The organism is Lacinutrix cladophorae (genome assembly GCF_053604645.1).
Genome location: NZ_JBSHNR010000071.1, coordinates 107,361 through 123,162, shown reverse-complemented (window position 1 = coordinate 123,162; position 15,802 = coordinate 107,361). Strand labels below are relative to the sequence as shown.

14 protein-coding genes are annotated in these 15,802 nt (G+C 30.8%); 5 read left to right on the top strand and 9 right to left on the bottom strand.

The genetic code is table 11. The features are described from left to right. The first annotated feature begins 219 nt into the window (after nucleotides 1-219). Genes ACVC3Y_RS01960 through ACVC3Y_RS01940 form a run of 5 tightly spaced genes read left to right on the top strand, consistent with a single transcriptional unit; the run spans nucleotide 220 to nucleotide 6,006 of the window. Nucleotides 220-3,276 carry a hypothetical protein gene (locus tag ACVC3Y_RS01960; RefSeq protein ID WP_452225973.1) on the top strand — a complete coding sequence of 1,019 codons (3,057 nt, stop codon included), beginning with the start codon at nucleotides 220-222 and terminating at the stop codon, nucleotides 3,274-3,276. Next, nucleotides 3,254-4,201 carry a C25 family cysteine peptidase gene (locus ACVC3Y_RS01955; protein ID WP_452225972.1) on the top strand — a complete coding sequence of 316 codons (948 nt, stop codon included), beginning with the start codon at nucleotides 3,254-3,256 and terminating at the stop codon, nucleotides 4,199-4,201. Before ACVC3Y_RS01960 ends, ACVC3Y_RS01955 begins: the two co-directional genes overlap by 23 nt. Further along, nucleotides 4,198-4,431 (top strand): acyl carrier protein, encoded by a 234-nt coding sequence (locus tag ACVC3Y_RS01950; RefSeq protein ID WP_303425673.1) that lies wholly within the window; start codon nucleotides 4,198-4,200, stop codon nucleotides 4,429-4,431. Before ACVC3Y_RS01955 ends, ACVC3Y_RS01950 begins: the two co-directional genes overlap by 4 nt. After that, complete coding sequence (locus ACVC3Y_RS01945; RefSeq protein ID WP_452225971.1) at nucleotides 4,418-5,566, top strand: beta-ketoacyl-[acyl-carrier-protein] synthase family protein; 1,149 nt, start codon at nucleotides 4,418-4,420, stop codon at nucleotides 5,564-5,566. The genes ACVC3Y_RS01950 and ACVC3Y_RS01945 overlap by 14 nt, the downstream gene beginning before the upstream one ends. After that, complete coding sequence (locus ACVC3Y_RS01940) at nucleotides 5,557-6,006, top strand: hypothetical protein (protein WP_452225970.1); 450 nt, start codon at nucleotides 5,557-5,559, stop codon at nucleotides 6,004-6,006. Before ACVC3Y_RS01945 ends, ACVC3Y_RS01940 begins: the two co-directional genes overlap by 10 nt. A 122-nt stretch (nucleotides 6,007-6,128) precedes the next feature. On the opposite strand, the gene ACVC3Y_RS01935 is transcribed toward ACVC3Y_RS01940, so the two are convergent. From ACVC3Y_RS01935 to ACVC3Y_RS01895, 9 genes are all read right to left on the bottom strand, one after another. Next, nucleotides 6,129-7,619, bottom strand: a complete 1,491-nt coding sequence (locus tag ACVC3Y_RS01935) for a carboxypeptidase-like regulatory domain-containing protein (protein WP_303425678.1) — start codon at nucleotides 7,617-7,619, stop codon at nucleotides 6,129-6,131. A 113-nt stretch (nucleotides 7,620-7,732) separates the two neighbouring features. Beyond that, a complete protein-coding gene (locus ACVC3Y_RS01930; RefSeq protein ID WP_303425680.1) occupies nucleotides 7,733-8,455 on the bottom strand; it encodes a YebC/PmpR family DNA-binding transcriptional regulator in 723 nt (240 codons plus the stop codon). A 78-nt stretch (nucleotides 8,456-8,533) separates the two neighbouring features. Next, on the bottom strand, nucleotides 8,534-9,571 hold the full coding sequence (locus tag ACVC3Y_RS01925) for a hypothetical protein (RefSeq protein WP_303425682.1): 1,038 nt from the start codon (nucleotides 9,569-9,571) through the stop codon (nucleotides 8,534-8,536). A gap of 6 nt (nucleotides 9,572-9,577) precedes the next feature. After that, complete coding sequence (locus tag ACVC3Y_RS01920; protein WP_452225969.1) at nucleotides 9,578-11,617, bottom strand: carboxy terminal-processing peptidase; 2,040 nt, start codon at nucleotides 11,615-11,617, stop codon at nucleotides 9,578-9,580. Between the two features lie 23 nt (nucleotides 11,618-11,640). Then, nucleotides 11,641-11,931: a 4a-hydroxytetrahydrobiopterin dehydratase gene (locus ACVC3Y_RS01915; RefSeq protein WP_452225968.1), complete on the bottom strand. Its 291-nt coding sequence runs from the start codon at nucleotides 11,929-11,931 to the stop codon at nucleotides 11,641-11,643. A 23-nt stretch (nucleotides 11,932-11,954) separates the two neighbouring features. Beyond that, on the bottom strand, nucleotides 11,955-12,782 hold the full coding sequence (locus tag ACVC3Y_RS01910) for a sugar nucleotide-binding protein (RefSeq protein ID WP_452225967.1): 828 nt from the start codon (nucleotides 12,780-12,782) through the stop codon (nucleotides 11,955-11,957). Between the two features lie 15 nt (nucleotides 12,783-12,797). After that, nucleotides 12,798-13,712: a glutaminase gene (locus ACVC3Y_RS01905; protein WP_452225966.1), complete on the bottom strand. Its 915-nt coding sequence runs from the start codon at nucleotides 13,710-13,712 to the stop codon at nucleotides 12,798-12,800. 1 nt (nucleotide 13,713) lies between these two features. Then, nucleotides 13,714-14,784, bottom strand: a complete 1,071-nt coding sequence (gene gcvT / locus ACVC3Y_RS01900) for a glycine cleavage system aminomethyltransferase GcvT (RefSeq protein WP_452225982.1) — start codon at nucleotides 14,782-14,784, stop codon at nucleotides 13,714-13,716. A gap of 203 nt (nucleotides 14,785-14,987) precedes the next feature. After that, entirely contained in the window at nucleotides 14,988-15,704 is a 717-nt protein-coding gene (locus ACVC3Y_RS01895) for an FISUMP domain-containing protein (RefSeq protein ID WP_303425690.1), read from the bottom strand. Nucleotides 15,705-15,802 lie beyond the last annotated feature (98 nt).

Below are 15,802 nucleotides of genomic sequence, written 5' to 3'. Positions count from 1 at the left end.
ATTATTACCGTGTTTTTGCAAGTTGTAAACAATTGATTTTCAATTGTTTAAAATTAATAAAATGTATAAATATCTGATTATTAACACGTTAATATTTGCGTTAAGCATAAATTTTATTACATTTACATTCTTCCTAACTTTTTTATAGCTGTATTTCCTAAAATACAAATTGAAAATGACTAATTTCTTTTAGTGGCATTAATTTTAAAACCATAAACCATGGGTAAGAAAAAAACCACTTCGGGAAAATCTGCTCCGAAAAAAAAGACAGTTTCACAAAAGGGTACTAAAGCAGAATTAAAAAAAGTTGAAACACGAAAAAAAAACCTTAGCAAAACTAAATTCGTAACAGGAAAAAATGCTATTATAACAGCATTAGAATCTGCTTCTTTTAGAAGTAAAAAATCGGTAACAGATGCTGTTAAAAAATGTAAGTACAAAGCAGTAGAACTTGCTCCTGCAGTAAGAATGATGTTTCAAGAAAGCGAAAACAAGGCGGTTAAACTATCCGAATCCTATGCAAAAACCATTAAAGACCCAAAAGATCATAGAGAATTCTTTCAAGGTGTTGCACAAATGGAAAAAAAAGAAAGATGCGCAGTTATTAAAGGATATCGTAACGCAAATCAAGGTAGAGGAGTAGTCCATGCTATGAGCCAATTGCCTAGACAACAATGCAGAACCATAATGCAGGATTTTGTATTTGATGATAAAGGAAATAAAGACAATAATGGCATTAATGAAGTGATGATTTGGCTTCGAGATGCTGGTGCACAAATACGAAAAATTGAAGGACACACACCTGTTTTTTCTGATGGAGAAACTGATGATGCAGTTGTTGAATTTTTTGAAGATGTAGCCGATTTTATAAGAGAAGCTATTACAACTATTGTTGACGAACTTACAGGTTTTTTTGAAGATTTAGTAGATGCTTTTGTAGAAGCCGTAAATTGGGTAGTAGAAGAAGTAGCAAGTCTTGCTAGAGCTTTAGTCGAAGCTGGACAAGAATTATGGAAGATACTAAAAGCCGCTGCAGAATATACTTTTTCTGTAGTCAAAAAATTTGTAGAAGCCATAAAACTAATAGGCAAAACTTTTATAGATATTATGGAAGATGTTTTCGCTTTTGCCAAAGATATTATTGAAGCCGTAATTAAAGCCATCGATCAACTTGGTGAAGTATTAGCAGACTTATTAAAATGGCTAGCCACAAAAACATACGAGTTTATTAAAGCTGGAGTGGAAGCTTTAATTAGTATTGGTAAAACTATTGGTAATATTCTCAATCAAGCACTTCAATTTGGTATTACACTTATTAGAAATACGGTTAGAGTACTTATCGAAATAGGGGAAACTATTGGCTCTATTTTAGTAACATTGGTTACCCGCCCTAGAGATTTGGTAAATGAAGTAGTTAGAGCTTTTACCGAATTAGGAAATACTTTATCCGAAATTATTCAAGAAACTGCAAATGCTGCTGCCGATTTTGTAAATGAAGTAGTTAGAGCAGCTTCAGAAATAGGTACCGCTTTAGTAGAGTTTACAGATTTTATTATCGATACTACTAAAGAATTAGCAAATAAGGTTGTAGAAGGTTTATTAGCGGCTGGTAGAACATTAATCGAATTAATTTCAACTATTGCTAATAAAAGTATTGCGGCAATTAAAAAAATTGTTGAAGCTGCTTTCGAACTTGGTAAATCTATGGTAACTATTTTAAAAGATGTGTTTGATTTAACAGTCGATCTTTTAAAAGAGACCATTAAAGCTATGCTCGAACTTGGTAAAAAAATTGCCGAATTTACAAAAGCTATGATTGAGTTTACGTATAGAAGTGCAGCAAGACTAATTGAAGCTGCAATTGCTGCAGGAGCTACTATTGCAGATATTTTAGAATCTGTAATAGAAGAAACTTATTTTGTATTCCGAAAAATTGTTAATGGCATTTTACAGGCTTTAGGTCCTGTAGGAGATATTTTTGAATGGTTAATTGCAAGAGGCGAAGCTTTAGCTTCCGAAATTTGGAGACAAACTGTTTTAGCAATTCGATTTGTAAAAGAATCGGTTACAGAAATTATGGACTGGGCTTTAGAACAAGCAGACACCATTTTTGATAGAATTTTAGAACTTGTTGAAGATATTGGAAGTAGAATTTCTGAAGTGATTGATTGGGCAATTGCTGTAGGTGATGAAGCTTTAGAACTTTTAGGAGAAGCCACAGAACGTATTGGTAATTCTATTAATTATGTATTAAATTATCTCGAAAATGATTTTATTCCTGGAATCCGAAAATTTGTAGAAGGCGCTTTAAGAGCAGCAAGTGCTATTGCAGGTTTAATTTCTTGGGTTGCTAATAAAACATTAGAAATAATGAAAGAAGTTATACTTGGTGCCTTAGCAGCTGGAGTTGCTTTAGCTACTTTATTAACCGAAGTAATGTTACATCCTGATCAAGCACTAGATAATTTTATTGCTGCAACTAGAGATATTGGTAACTCCTTACAAGATATTTATCAATCTGTTTTAGATACTGGAGAAGAATTTATAGAAGAAGTTACTCAAACGCTTCAAGAATTAGGAGAGTCAGTAGAAGAGATGTTGGAAGCTGTATTTGAAGTAAGTGCTGGAATGTTAGGTGCTACAATATCTGTGCTATTTGAAATGCTCGGTAGTTATCGAAGTTTAACTGCAGATGAAATAGCAGATGGTCAATTTGTATTTGGAGATTCTATTGATTGGGATAATACATTTATAGCCAAAGAAGGTCCGTTAAATGATATTGTTTTTGGAATACAAGATTTCTTTACAGGTAATCCAAATTCACGTGCCTTTGTAACTGGTAACTTAATTAATTTTGATGTAGATGATGATTTTAGTAGAGCTACTTTAGTTCATGAATTAACGCATGTTTGGCAAAACCAAAATATAGGACCTGTTTACTTAGCACATGCAGTTGCAGCACAATTAGTTGGTGCAGGTTACAATTATGGTTATAATGAAGGGGATAGCGATGTTGGTATTAATATTCCTAATGCATATTTTACACCCGTTGGAACACCACCATCAACAACTTTGTCTAATGCTTCCGAAGGAAGATTTACTGGAGCAGGAGGAGAAACTGTTTTAGATAATGCTACTTCTTTTAGTGATTTTAATGAAGAACAACAAGGTCAAGTATTAATGCAATACTTTGTTAGAGCTCGATTGTTAGGTCAAACAGGTGCAGATATTAATAGATTTATTCCTTTTATAGATGAAGTTAAAGCAGCAGCATAAAACAATTTTAATTGTTAAACCACAATTTTCTTCCGATGTTAAATCGGAAGAAAATTTTATCCTACTTCAAAACACCTATAAAAAGTATGGTATAGAAGTGCATGTAATTTCATATAATATACGTCCTAGTTATAATGAAATTCAAAGTCAAGTGCAAAATCAAGATGCAGTTTTGCTTATTGGTGATGCTAAATGTTATCCAAAAAACGCTTTAAAATTTCCATTTATTAAAACTTCAGAAAATAAAAATATACCAATTGCTTGGTTACCAATTCGTAATAGTGAAGACCTTTTCACCTTTTCTAAAACAATAAATGAAGTACATGGCAGAAAGCAAGACCAATGTGCAGTAGCATTACTATCGCAAAAACATCCTAGGTTTACTAGAATTGTAGATCGAATGGCAACAATACTTAACTCGCCAAGTTTATCACCATATAAATGGAGTAGTAATTTGTTATTAAGAGAAAGTATGATTGAAGGTCTCGAAAGTGGGTTAGGTTTAGCAACTTACTTTGGGCATGGAAGACCAATTGGCTGGGTGGGTTACTATGGTTTACGTTCACATCATTTTGAAAACAAAAAAGCAAAACCGGTAGGAGCTTTACTTTCCTTATGTTGTAAAACGGCAAGTAGAAAAAATACAGCTATTTCTTTTTGTGAACAATTGGTTTTAGATGGAAAAACAGCAGTAAGTTTTGGAGCGGTTGATAGTACATTACATACCGATAATACTAGATGGTCTGTTGGGATTACGAAAGCGTTATTAAGTGGCGCAAATACGATTGCCGAATTAATAGTTCAGGCTACTCCCAAAAACCTTTCATCATACACACATTACCGATTAATTGGAGATCCTTTAGCGCCAATTTATTCTACAAAGGAAACAGCATTATTTGCTAATAATATTAAAACGTACCCATGAAAAATATAATAAATACCATATTATCTCATTTTAAAGATGTAAAACCTACTTTAAAAATAGAGTCTAACGATTCTAATTTTAAATATGAATTAGGTGTAGATTCTTTAGATATGGCAGAGTTTATAGCTAGAATAGAGCAAGAGTATAGAATTGAAATTCCAGACGAAGATTGGTCGCAAATAGCTAGTATAAATTTACTCGCAAAATATATAGCAAATGCTAACCAATAATAATATAGCAGTAACAGGCCTTGGTGTTGTTTGTTCGCTGGCAAATAATATAAACGATTTTTGGAGTGCATTGTTAAATGATAGCTGCGGAATAAAAAACTGGGAAGATTTAAAACATTTAGATTTTAAATATACGCATGCTGCTCGTGTAGAAAACTTTGAATGTGATGCCTTACAAAGAGGATTTCTTTTTTCGGTTGCAGCAATAGATCAAGCCATACAACAAGCAAAAGTAGCATCTCAAGAAAAATGGGGATTATTTTTAGGAACTACAATGGGAGAATCTGCTGCTTTTGAAGCAATAGCAGAAAAAAATAAGACATTAATTCCTGAAGATTATACAGGCTTTGGTATTTGTAAACGTTTGCAGCAAAAATACCCTAAAATTAAAACTTTTCAATGTTTTGCAACAGCTTGTGCAGCTGGAAATTACGCGTTAAATGCAGGATTAGATGCTTTGCGTAAAGGTGATATTACTATTGCTATAGTTGGTGGAGTAGATCCTTTTTCTAAAATAGCAATGACTGGTTTTAGTAGAAGTAGGGCCATGAGTCCTTCTGGGATTTGTAAGCCTTTTGATCTAGATAGAGATGGAATGATTTTAGGAGAAGGAGCAGGTTTCTTGGTGCTTGAAAAAGTAGAAAATGCTACCAAAAGAAATACGAATGTTCTAGCTATTATTAACGATTGTGCCTTGTCTTGTGATGCATATCATCCTACTGCACCAAAACCAGATGCTTCTGGAATTATAGATTGTTTTAATCAAATATTAAAAAATAATGCTCTTAAACATTCTAAAATAGATTGGATTTCAGCACATGGAACAGGTACTAAATTATCTGACCAATCGGAAGCACAAGCAATTTCTAATGTTTTTAAAGTCTACAAGCCTTATGTTTCTAGTATTAAACCTAAAATTGGGCATACCTTAGGTGCAGCAACTGCAATTGAAGCTATTGTTTCTGTGCTTTCTATTCAACATAATACAATTCCACATACAATAAATCATACCAATTCAGAATTTGATATTCGTATTCCGAAGCAACCCGTTTACACGGAAGTAAATCACGTATTAAATTGTGGTTATGCTTTTGGAGGATTAAATTCTATAAGCTTATTTTCATCATGGAATTAAATTGGAATACCTACGAAACAACTGGAAATACAGAAGCGGACTTGGCTAAAAAATTTGTTGATGCTATTCATGTTGAAAACAATTTCGAGTTTTATGGTAACCAAACTGCGCTATGTTTTATTACTTTAAACGCAGGAACTTTTTCTTCTATTGCATTTTGGGAAAACGCTTTAGAGCATAGTCCACGTTTTGCTAACCCAGGAATTTTTCCTTGGACACTTGCAAATGCAACTTCTGGTTATATTGCTAGAAAATTTTCTATTACAGGACCTAATTATACCATTATAGATAATAGAATTAATGAAAAGCAATTAATTTCTAATTTTAAAACAGATGTATTAAAGTATTCTATAAAAAATGTATTCTGTGTGTATTGGGATATAAAAAAAACAAACAAGCAATTTTCTTTAATTGCTAAATGGTCGTTAATTTTGGCATAATATTTGAAAATAAATAACCAGTAGGAACTAGTGAAACATAAAGTAAACTATAAGTCTCTAAAAAGAAACATTAGTTGTACTACTTACAAAAGCTATTTTAATTTAAGTTGAAGTAGCTTTTTTTAGTTTGCTTCTTCTGGTGTTACTTTAAAGTTTTTCATATCATTTAAAGGTTCTAAAACATTATAATCTTTCCATATGGAAGCATCATATGTTTTAGGGTTTTCAAAATCAATTCTAGTTTTTTCGGTGTAGTTATTATAATTGTTAGCTTCTATATCTTTTCTAGAAATAATTAATAGTTCTGATTTGCCCTTAAAAGTTCCTTCAATTTTAAAATTAAAGGCAACTTTATTTCGAGAATTTTCATTTTCAATAAACTTAATAGGTCTGTTAACATAAAAGTATCTATCAATTTGTTTATTTATATAACTAGGGTAGTAGTAGTTGTCTTCTCCTTTTTTATAAACGACAATTCCTTTCTGGTTTTTTTCAATATATTTAATGCCGAATAAAAGCCTTAAGTTTAATTTTTCACCAACTCGGTTTTCATAAAAAGTATAATCTGCTCGAATCACAGCAAAATTTTCGTTAGATACATACATCGTTCCAGTATATAATGCAGAAGATCTTTTTGGTTGAAAGTCTATAATGTATACCATTTCGCTATCTAAAAAAGTGACATCTCTAAGCGTGTATTTATATTTTTTTGAATTTGTAACAAAGTCTAAACCAGCATCCGGATTTGCAAAATTACTGTTACTTATTAGACTAAAGCTTTCTTTTTTAGCATAACGTAACGTGTTTACAGTATCCTGTCTTTTTTTTATTTCTTCTTTATTTAAGGTTGCCGAGTCTGTAACTTTAAAAAAACCAGATTTTACAGTATACATTTTATCTTTATCTAAATGTTTCATTACAATTTCTTGTCCGCGTTCGGCAAGACTTTCCATGGATTGATCATTTTTTTCATCTCGTAAGCTAATAGCTTTTTCTACTTCTAATTTAGCATTGTCTTTATCTAAAACCTTTAGTTGTCCTACAAAATCAGTATATTGTTTGGAGGTATTATTGACAAGTGAAGTTTCGAGTTTGTCAAAATCATCATTAAATGCTTGTAACTGTTTTCTTTTAAAACCTGTGGATTTTTTAATTTCAAAATCGGCCAAATCACCAACGATATAATCTGTTTTTCTGCTAAATATTTTAAATTCATTTAAATCTAATCGGTAATTATTTTTAACATTAGTATTTACATAATATATAATAGAATCTGCAGATAACGCGGTATGGTTTAAAAACACTTCAGATAGTTCATTTACTTTTTCTTTTAAGACATATTCTTTAGCGGTAAAGTTTTGAAGTAAAAAACCATTTTTTTCGAACCCTAAACAAGAAATAGTAACCGAATCAGTTTCTTTAAAACCTTTAGTATCTATGGTAAAGTTACCTTCTTCATTAGAAATCACACCATAGTCATTACCAATTTGAATTGTCGCAAAAGGAATTTCTTCATTAGTAGAAGATATAACTTTACCAGAAATGGTTTGAGCATGTGTAAGGTTGCTAAATAGGGTTAAACAAAGAAGCGATATAGCATATTTAAATTTCATAAAGATGTTTATTTAGTATAACAATTTACAATACATAATGTTACAAAAAAAACCTAAACTAATTGTTTAGGTTTTCTTAAATTTATAAATATTTATTAGTCAACATATTTTCATTATTCTTCTGTAGATTCTTCCATAGTATGATATACATTTTGCACATCATCATTATCATCTAATTTTTCTAAAAGTTTCTCTACATCTGCTGCTTGTTCTGGAGTTAGTTTTTTAGTTACTTGTGGAATACGTTCAAAACCAGAAGAAAGAATTTCAATTTCACGAGATTCTAATTCTGCTTGAATAGCACCAAAACTTTCAAAAGGCGCGTAGATTAAAATGCCGTCATCGTCTGCAAAAACTTCTTCTGCACCAAAATCGATAAATTCTAATTCTAATTCTTCAGGGTCTAATCCTTCGGCATTAATTCTAAAATTACAAGTATGATCGAACATAAATACAACAGAGCCAGAAGTACCTAAACTACCATCACATTTATTAAAATAACTTCTTACATCTGCAACAGTTCGTGTATTGTTATCTGTAGCAGTTTCTACTAAAACGGCAATTCCATGTGGTGCATAACCTTCAAAAACAACTTCTTTATAATCTCCTTGACTTTTATCACTAGCTCTTTTAATGGCACGTTCTACATTGTCTTTAGGCATGTTTACTGCCTTTGCATTTTGAATAACAGCTCTTAGGCGTGAATTACTATCTGGATCTGGTCCTCCTTCTTTAACAGCCATTACAATATCTTTACCAATACGTGTAAAGGCTTTACTCATTGCAGACCAACGTTTCATTTTACGTGCTTTTCTAAATTCGAAAGCTCTTCCCATTTTAATATTATTTTTTGGTTTCCGCGAAAGCGAAAATTTTTAATTAATTATTTAGTATTACAAATTTAAAAAAAAACCTTAATCCTTAGGAATGTGCTTGTCTAAAAATTTATCTTTAGTAATATCTAATGTGTTAAATGCTTTTTGACGATTGTTATTTAGTATTGTATTTACTTTATTATAGTTTTTTACAGCTTTGTTTATTTGCTTAACTTTATCGTTATAGTCGTCAATTTGTTTTTTAGTACGTTTTTTTTCTGGAGTTTTTTCTAAGGTATTACTAATGGTTTCCATATCGTCGTTTAATACTAAAAAATCTAATAACTGTGGCATTTTATTGTCTGCTTCATCTATAAAAAAATCAAAAATTGCTTTTGTAGCCTTTACTATGGTAGCATCATTTTTATATAAAGCTGTGTTTTCTAAAATAGTGATGCCTTCTTTTGCAGATTGGCTTAGTGCATTTGTGTTTTGTTGAATTGCGCTAATATCATTTTTTTCTAATGCTTCCATTAAATATATTTCATTAATATAGACTTTAAAAAAGATAAGATATAACTCATTATAATGATTAAATACTTCTCCCGAAATTTTCATTTTTTTACTTAAATCGGAATCACTTTCAATAATATTAATATCGTGTTTTTTAGCAAAAGCGTAAAAATTGTTTTCGTATTCTGCTTGCGCTTGTTCCATTTTTTCATCTGCCATTTCCTGAGCAAGAATGTATGCTTCCATTAGATCGTAGGATTGCTCTGCAATAGCTTTCATATCTAAAATTTCGGCGTAATCGTTATTTAAGATATTTTTATTAAATGTTAAATGTTTTAGTACTTGGTTTTTATATTCGTCACCATCATAACCTTCTGCTTTTTGTACTTTAAGAAATGCTTTTTCTACAGATTTTAGTAACACTTTTCGTTTGCTAGCAATATTTTTATCATTTTTACTATGGGCAATAGCCTTTGTATATTTCCAGTTGTTTTTTGCAATAACTTCTAATTCATCTCCAACAAATGTTAAGTAATCGGAAGGGTTGTCAAATTTTTGTGCAATACTATTTTGTGTTGAAAAACATAAAAGAATGACAATTAATATTTTAGTAAAGTTGTTCATAAATTATTAGTTAGGGTTTATAAAATTGCTAAGAATTAAATAGGCTTCATGTATATAAATGTCTTTAGATAAACTGCCTAATAGCATTTGGTTATTTGTTTTTTCATTTTCATTATAGCTTAATAACTCTGTAGTTGAAAGCGTATTGGAAACTGCAATTTTTGTTTCTGTTTTTTTATTATCGAAAATAGATTGCCACATGGTTTTGTAATCTTGCTCGTGTTTATATACATTATCTAATGTTAAAGCAAGGGAATCTTCGCTATAGTAATTTTCTAATAGTTTTTTATTTGCGGTTTTTACTAAAGCAAAATCTGCGCTTTTATTAACACGAGCATTACTTTTAGTAATTAGATTTGAGAAATTAATTTTTGGAAGCGGAACATGTTTAAGTGTTGCTAGAATGGTATCGTTAGGTAATGCATAAGGTTTATCTTTTTCATTAAACTTAAAATCATCGTAAATAGAAGGTAACTGGATATCTGGAATTACACCATTAGCCTGTAAACTCTTTCCTGTTACTCTATAAAATGCTTCGATAGTAATTTTACAAAAACCTAAATTATTTTTTTCGCTTAACGGAAGAATAACTTGCGCACTTGACTTACCATGTGTTGTAGAACCAACAAGAATTGCCCTATTATAATCTTGCAAAGTACTTGCAAAAAACTCGGAAGCAGAAGCACTATAATTATTTATTAATATTATTATAGGTTTATTAAAAAAAGTACCACGACTAGGATCTCTAAAGGTAAACTGTTCGTTTTTATTATCCCTAATAATAGAAACTGGACCTTTGTTTATAAACATACCGCTTAGTTCTATAGCTTCTTGCATAGAACCTCCACCATTAAATCTTAAATCTATAATAAGTCCTTTTATATTTTCTTTTTGAAGTTTATATAATTCCTTAGCAAAATCGGTGGTTAATCCTCTTTTATTATAAGATTCTAAATTGGTGTAAAAACTTGGTATTTTAATATAACCGAAAGTAACATCTTCACCAATAATGTATCCTGTAATCGAATTCTCTTCAACTTTTAAAACCGTTTTGTTTAGCTCAATATCTAATATAGAGCCATTACTTTTTTTAATTTTAAAAGTTACAGTTTTGTTGTCGCTGTTATTTAAAAATCGAATTATATCTTCGTTTTTTATACAATGAATTTGTAAAACATTGTCTTTTGAAGTTAATGATTTTATTACATCATCTTCTTCAAAAGCACCATTTTTAAAGGCTGAACTTCCTGGAATGATATGGCTAATTACAATTTCCCCGTTTTTATTTTTTTTAGTTAGTATACCAAATGTTTCTTGTTGAATGGCCAAGGAATTCTCAAACACCGTTTTCTCGGTTTCATTAAAATAAGTAGAATTTGGATCTTGGTATTGTATAAATGCATTCAAGAAATTTTCTGTAACCAAATTTGAAATTCCTCCTTCTTGGTTTAAAATTTCATAAAGTAAACAGATTTGATTATCTATTATTTTTTCTTTGTTTGAATTTTCAAAAGTTTTAAAATTTGCTTTTACATTTTCGAAAATAGAATCTTGGTCTATAATATCTAATATCAATAAATATCGTACTTTTTTAGACCAATATCTTTTTGAATCTTCTTCGTTTTTATAAAAACGCACATCTTTGTTTTGCGTAAAATTTAAAATATCTTTTCCCGAATAATCTAGTTCTTGTTGCTTTAAATTTTCTAAATACTCAATAGATTGCTCAATTCTTAAGGTTAATACTTGTATGTATTTCGTTATAAAGTCACAATTTTTATTTTCTAAATAATCATCTATTTGAAAAGCATCTGTCTTAAATTTTGCAATATCTTTTTGTGTAAAATATCGTTTGTCTGTATCTAAATTTTCTATAAATAATTTGAAAACATGTTTAGAAAGGCTATCGTTTATAGCTTTAGGTTTATAATGCGCAACTTTTATTAAAGAATCTAGAGCTGTTAATTGATTACAAAATACATGGTCTTGTGCATTTGTAAGTATAGGAATACAAAGTAAAAAAGAATAGAGTAGGTTTTTAAACATAAAAATGAAAGGAAGATAGTAAATTATTCGTCTTCTGGCACTACAATTGTTGCAATAGCTTCGGCTAGTTTAAAGTCCTTAATGGTAACTCCATTTACATCATGAGTTGAGAGGTTGATTTTTAGAACATTATAAACATTAGACCAATTTGGATGGTGGTTCAGTGCTTCACATTCAAAAGCAATTCTACTCATAGCACTAAAGCAATCTTTAAAATTATCGAATTCAAATTCTGCGTGAAGTGCATTTTCATAGAATTCCCAATCTGGAAAGTGTAACAAGCGTTTTTCAATATCTTCTTCCGAAATTTTCATTATTTGATGTCGTTTTATTCAAACTACAAAATACTCATTTTTAATACATCTTTACTCTCAATTTGTAAGTTTTTTGGCAATAGATTTTCTTTAGGTAAAACTGCTAAATATCTATCGTCATTTGTTGTGTAGACTTGTTTATAAATAGGATTGTATACTACTAGAGAAGTTACAATTTCTTTTATAAATTCATCATGATGTATTAGGTCTGTACTTCCTAAGTGAAAAATTCCTGATTTATTCCTGTTGATGATATAATGTATTTGTTGCGAGAGTTTATCGTCTGTCGTTACATTTATTATTAAGTTAGGAAAAACCTCTATTGGCAGTTTTTCTTTTAGGTATGTTTTTATTTCTTCTATTCTTGGAGCACCTTGACCAAAAACCATAGGAACTCTTAAAATAGCCCATTTTCGTTTTGGTAAACGCATGAGCATATTTTCGATTTTGATTTTAAAATGGCCATAGATACTAGAGCTTAGAGTTTTGTCTAGCTCGTAACTTGGATAATTTTTATAGGCATCAAATACATTTGCAGACGACAAGAAAATAATCTTACAATCGTTTTGTTTTATATATTCAGAAATATGTTGATGTGCAATCGTTTGGGTTGCAAAGTTGCCGCGAAGCGCAGAAATAATAATACTAGGTTTTGTTGCTTCTAATATTTCTACGACATCATCTTCTTCGTGGTTGTAATGAAAAAATTGTTTGTTTTTTTCTAATACAGCACTGGATGTTGCATAGGTTCCAAAAACTCTAAAATAGGGGTATAGTTCTTTGTAAATAGCATTACCAATAAAGCCATTTACACCTAAAACAAGTATTTTGTGTTTCTTTTTATTCGACATGAATCGAGCAAATCTTTAAAAAATAGAGAGTTTTGTTTTGGTCGTAAAAGCTTCTAAAGCTTGCATACCAATTTTAGAATTTCCTCTAGGATTTAATCCTGGAGACCAGGTAGAAATAACAAGATTATTAGGAAGTAGTGCAACAATTCCTCCGCCAACACCACTTTTTCCTGGTAAACCAACTTCAAAAGCAAACTCACCAGCTTCATCATAAAATCCACAAGTAAGCATAATGGCATTAATACGTTTTATCTGGCTAGCACTTAACCATTGTTTGTTTTGTAAACAAGTACCATGATTTGCAAATAAATAAAAAGCATTGGTTAATTGTTCACAGTTCATTTCGATAGCACATTGGTGAAAATAAAAATCCAGTACGATATCTACATCATTTTCTAGATTGCGAAACGATTTTAAAAGGTTCGCTGCAGCAAAATTATTAAAACCTGTTGCTTTTTCTGATGCTGCTACCTCTAAATTATAATCAATCGTTTGATCGTTTGCTAAATCACGAACAAATTGTATTAAATCTTCTTTTGGATTTTCTAATTGTGAAACTAAAATGTCTGCTATTACAATAGCTCCTGAATTGATAAAGGGATTTCTTGGTATTCCATTTTCTAATTCTAATAAGGATAACTGATTAAATGGATCTCCAGAAGGTTCTACATCCATACGTTTCCAAAGTGCGTCTCCTTGTAATTGAAATGCTTTAGAAAGCGCAAATACTTTTGAAATACTTTGAATGGAAAACGGAACATGAGATTCTCCAACCGAAAAGCTTTCTCCAGAAATTAACTTTAAGTGAATACCAAAATTTTTGGCATCAATATGCGATAACTCAGGTATATAATTAGCTACCAATCCACGATCAATTTCATTTTTTAAATCGGTATGAATTGTATTAATTATTTGTTGAAAATCTTGCATGTTATCCTTTGTAAAATGGTAATTTAACAACTGTTGCAGGAACAGCATTTTTACGTATTTGAATATGTATTTTACTATTTACATCTGCAAATACTGTAGGCACATAACCAAGACCAATACCTTTGCCTAGCATTGGGCTCATGGTTCCAGAAGTTACATTGCCTATCTTTTTACCTTGACCATCTACAATATCATATCCTTGTCTAGGGATTCCTCTTTCGTCTAACTCAAAAGCGATAAGTTTACGTGTTGCACCACGACGTTTTTGGTCTGCTAAAGCTTCAGAGTTTGTAAATTCTTTGGTAAATTTAGTTACCCAACCTAAACCTGCTTCAATAGGAGAAGTGGTATCATCTATATCATTTCCGTACAGACAATATCCCATTTCTAAACGTAAAGTATCTCTTGCAGCAAGTCCAATTGGTGTTGCTCCAGCTTCGGTTACTTTATCCCAAATTTGTTTGACTTCATTATTTTTACAATAAATTTCAAATCCGCCACTTCCTGTATAACCAGTAGCAGAAATAATTACGTTTTCAATTCCTGCAAAATCACCCACTTCAAAATTGTAAAATTTAATAGCTGCTAAGTCCTTACTAGTTAAAGTTTGCATAGCTTCAACAGCCTTTGGTCCTTGAATTGCAAGTAAAGAATAGTCTTCACTTAAATCACGCATTTCTGCATCTACAGTATTTTTAGAGCTAATCCAATTCCAATCTTTTTCAATATTACTTGCATTTACTACTAATAGATATTGCTCTTCTTTTATTTTATAGATGATTAAATCGTCAACAATTCCACCATCATCATTAGGTATACAGCTGTATTGCGCTTTTCCAATAGTAAGTTTACTAGCATCATTACTACAGGTTTTCTGAATTAAAGCGAGTGCATTAGGACCAGAAATTAAGAATTCTCCCATATGGCTCACATCAAAAACACCAACACTTTTTCTAACAGTTTCGTGTTCTATGTTAACGCCTTCGTATTGTACCGGCATGTTATAACCAGCAAAAGGAACCATTTTTGCTCCTAGAGCTTCGTGAGTAGCAGTTAATGCAGTATTTTTCATTGAAATGTATTTTATTGTTTCCATGAAAATGGAAAACTAGTTTTGTATTGTTTGAAAAACAAAAGTATTGAAAAAAAATGAGTTGCTTTTAGGAATTCTATTAATATGGAGTTAAAGTTAAATTTCTTCAACGCATATAAAAAAAACGGCCTTTATCCAGGTAATTAAGCAGATAAAGGCCGTTTATGTTTTTTAAGAAATCTTTAATTTTTGATACAGCGACATGCCAATCCAACAGTATTTTCAGTAGATTCTAATAACAAACGGGCTCTTTCAAAATCTAAATTGTAAGAAAAGGAATAATTAGAATTAGAGTTAGTAACAGTCGCAGACCACCATAGTCCTATATCTCCAAAATTTTGAAAATCCCCGTTAAAACCTTCTCTACTACGATAACCACTTGGAAGGGCATTGAATCCACTAGAATTATCTGCTCCTGTATTTGGGTAATTCCAAAATGTTGTTGTTTTCATTTTACCGCCTGCAACCATTTCTCCACCTAGGTAATCTCCTAAAGTTGTCCAATCTGCAACCGTTGGTACACGCCATCCAGAAGGGCAAATTTCTACAGTATTTATAGCATACCAATTGTATAATTTTCCAAAGATATCTTCAAAGGTTGCATCATTATTATAATAACACCATGCTGGTTGTTCGGTGTAGTTTCCATTATTATAAATAGCACTCCATACTGATGTACTAGTTACTTCTTCAATATTTCCAGCATAGTTTAAATTTTCAGCAAACCATGTTTGATCGCCAATTTTTACTATATCGTAAACTTGTCCGTCGCGGGAATCTGTAATTGTTGTCTCTGTGTCCTCTGAGTTGTTAAGGTCTTTTATTTCATCTTCTATACAGCTTGTTGTTAAAAAGAAAGATAGTAAAATTGTAGTTGAAATTTTGGTTAAGTTTTTCATAGGTTTATTTAATTGATTAATAGTTTCTTACTCTATTTTAGTCTTTTCAGATTCCGACTTTTTTAATAAATTCGAAAATATGCATATTATTTGAAAAT

What these genes read in the sequence shown, in the direction of transcription:
- ACVC3Y_RS01905 (WP_452225966.1), bottom strand. Translation starts at nt 13,712, where the DNA reads ATGCAAGATTTTCAACAAATAATTAATACAATTCATACCGATTTAAAA.
- ACVC3Y_RS01935 (WP_303425678.1), bottom strand. Translation starts at nt 7,619, where the DNA reads ATGAAATTTAAATATGCTATATCGCTTCTTTGTTTAACCCTATTTAGC.
- ACVC3Y_RS01915 (WP_452225968.1), bottom strand. Translation starts at nt 11,931, where the DNA reads ATGAAAATTTCGGAAGAAGATATTGAAAAACGCTTGTTACACTTTCCA.
- ACVC3Y_RS01895 (WP_303425690.1), bottom strand. Translation starts at nt 15,704, where the DNA reads ATGAAAAACTTAACCAAAATTTCAACTACAATTTTACTATCTTTCTTT.
- ACVC3Y_RS01960 (WP_452225973.1), top strand. Translation starts at nt 220, where the DNA reads ATGGGTAAGAAAAAAACCACTTCGGGAAAATCTGCTCCGAAAAAAAAG.
- ACVC3Y_RS01950 (WP_303425673.1), top strand. Translation starts at nt 4,198, where the DNA reads ATGAAAAATATAATAAATACCATATTATCTCATTTTAAAGATGTAAAA.
- ACVC3Y_RS01930 (WP_303425680.1), bottom strand. Translation starts at nt 8,455, where the DNA reads ATGGGAAGAGCTTTCGAATTTAGAAAAGCACGTAAAATGAAACGTTGG.
- ACVC3Y_RS01920 (WP_452225969.1), bottom strand. Translation starts at nt 11,617, where the DNA reads ATGTTTAAAAACCTACTCTATTCTTTTTTACTTTGTATTCCTATACTT.
- ACVC3Y_RS01945 (WP_452225971.1), top strand. Translation starts at nt 4,418, where the DNA reads ATGCTAACCAATAATAATATAGCAGTAACAGGCCTTGGTGTTGTTTGT.
- gcvT (WP_452225982.1), bottom strand. Translation starts at nt 14,784, where the DNA reads ATGAAAAATACTGCATTAACTGCTACTCACGAAGCTCTAGGAGCAAAA.
- ACVC3Y_RS01925 (WP_303425682.1), bottom strand. Translation starts at nt 9,571, where the DNA reads ATGAACAACTTTACTAAAATATTAATTGTCATTCTTTTATGTTTTTCA.
- ACVC3Y_RS01940 (WP_452225970.1), top strand. Translation starts at nt 5,557, where the DNA reads ATGGAATTAAATTGGAATACCTACGAAACAACTGGAAATACAGAAGCG.
- ACVC3Y_RS01910 (WP_452225967.1), bottom strand. Translation starts at nt 12,782, where the DNA reads ATGTCGAATAAAAAGAAACACAAAATACTTGTTTTAGGTGTAAATGGC.
- ACVC3Y_RS01955 (WP_452225972.1), top strand. Translation starts at nt 3,254, where the DNA reads ATGAAGTTAAAGCAGCAGCATAAAACAATTTTAATTGTTAAACCACAA.